This is a genomic window from Bacillus zhangzhouensis (assembly GCF_000715205.1).
Taxonomy (GTDB): Bacteria; Bacillota; Bacilli; order Bacillales; family Bacillaceae; genus Bacillus; species Bacillus zhangzhouensis.
This window is the reverse complement of record NZ_JOTP01000057.1, coordinates 1-1,675: the sequence shown is the minus strand read 5'-3', so window position 1 is coordinate 1,675 and position 1,675 is coordinate 1. Positions and strand designations below refer to the sequence as shown.

Annotated in this window: 1 protein-coding gene and 2 pseudogenes; all 3 read right to left on the bottom strand. The window is 39.8% G+C overall.

The genetic code is table 11. The features are described from left to right. Positions 1–852, bottom strand: a pseudogene (locus BA70_RS18645) (phage tail protein); the annotation flags it as partial. Positions 853–1,026: 174 nt separating this feature from the next. Continuing rightward, positions 1,027–1,434 (bottom strand): hypothetical protein, encoded by a 408-nt coding sequence (locus BA70_RS19175; protein WP_051691200.1) that lies wholly within the window; start codon positions 1,432–1,434, stop codon positions 1,027–1,029. Next, positions 1,419–1,675, bottom strand: a pseudogene (locus BA70_RS19810) (phage tail domain-containing protein); the annotation flags it as partial. The gene BA70_RS19175 and the pseudogene BA70_RS19810, both read right to left, overlap by 16 nt.

Below are 1,675 nucleotides of genomic sequence, written 5' to 3'. Positions count from 1 at the left end.
ATAAGTGACAGACACTAGCCTTACATCATCCTCAAACGTGATCCCATTTGCAGTATCCGCAATGACATGGATCGTGTCACCTTTCCAAAAATCATCTTCTATGCCTTGTAGTGCTGGCTCATAGATAAATTGATACTCAGCCTCTACGACCACATCAGGATATGGGTTTACGTGCTTTTTCAAAGCAGATACCATGTTACTTGCTTTTTTTACTGTGTCATCTCTTATCGGCTCGCCCCAGCGCGGCTTTCCCTCGATCAAAAATTTGTCTTCGTCAGGATGAATGTATAGGATAGGCTCGAATTCATATTCAGGCTCTTTTTCCTTTTCATCCTCTTTCGTGTTTGCATCAGTTGATTTAGTGTCACTTTTCTTATCTTTCTTTTCTGCTCCGTAACCCCAAGCTCTTGTGGATGTGTTTTGGTCATTGATTTTTAACTTAAATCCTGGCATATTGTATCGGCTGTCAAGTGTGAAGTCTACCACCTTGCCCATTTTTAAATGTACATAGATGACATAGTTATTTACATCAAGTTCTATTTCATAATCCTCAACAATCTGATCCATTAATTCGACTCTGTTTTTTTCTCCGAAGCCGTCTTGATCTACTTCGTCAAACTCTGATAATTTTGCTTTTAGCACATATTGAAAAGGCGTACCAGCTAGTACAAAGTCTAAAGCTTCATTGATTTTCATTTTCTTTGAAATTTTTTCCTCGACTCTGTCATTTACAAGAAGAACAGTATACACATGATTGGCCGTAACTTTTTTCTGCAGCACGTTTTTCCTGCTCTGATCAAGCTCAATGTCTGTAATATAATACTTTTGATGGTTGTATACTTTCTCAGACGCGGCGTATGCAATGACGTCAGCTGCGTGACCTGCTTCCTCTGCCTGATACGTTAACTTTTGATGAAGTAATACCATCGCTAAATGATTGACCTTTTTCTTGTCCTGCAATTCTAGGGATGCCGTTTTCTTCTCGCAATTTTTGATCCAGTGTTTGTTTAAGGATCGTTCCACTTGCTAACGTGAATACAGTATGTTCCCTGGAACAAGTAGATCAAATTCAGTTCCGTTATCCTCATTCCGTAGAAAGGTGAATGTGAAACTCTTCTTACCTGTTGTATCGTCTTGCATCTCCAATACAGCGCCAACGATTTCCACAAGCTCTTTGCCGTCTTTGGTTGAGACATGCAGTTGCCTAAAATCAATATCAGAAGGTAGTCCGTCGTTTAACTCTACGTCCTTTCCCTGATATTCTTTGCTTGGATATGTCGGTTTAGTTGGTGTTTCTGGTTCACTCGGTTCTTCTGGTAGATCATCCACATTATCATATTGTGTGAGTTTGTAAGTAAAGATGATACTGTTTAATTTTGTTGCATAGTTGATATCCGTGGCGTACCCAGCTTTTGAAACATTCCTGAAAACCATCTTTCACTAGAAAAGTTTTGCGCACTTAAAGACGTGCCCTTTGACTCTGCTAACCCTGTGATATTAGTGAAATCTACTTGGAAAGACACCTGGTTTTTTTGTTTGTCTTTAGGGATCTGAAAGCCCCCATCGCATGTAACCGCAAAACGCCTCCCAGGAAGTAGATCACATGAGATGTAATACCAGAAGGGCTGAACAACGAGATCATAAAACTCATGTCTATACTGATAAAAGTTTGCCG

Bases quoted from the DNA above. Each gene is read 5' to 3' on its own strand.
- BA70_RS19175 (WP_051691200.1), bottom strand. From the start codon at position 1,434: ATGGTTTTCAGGAATGTTTCAAAAGCTGGGTACGCCACGGATATCAAC.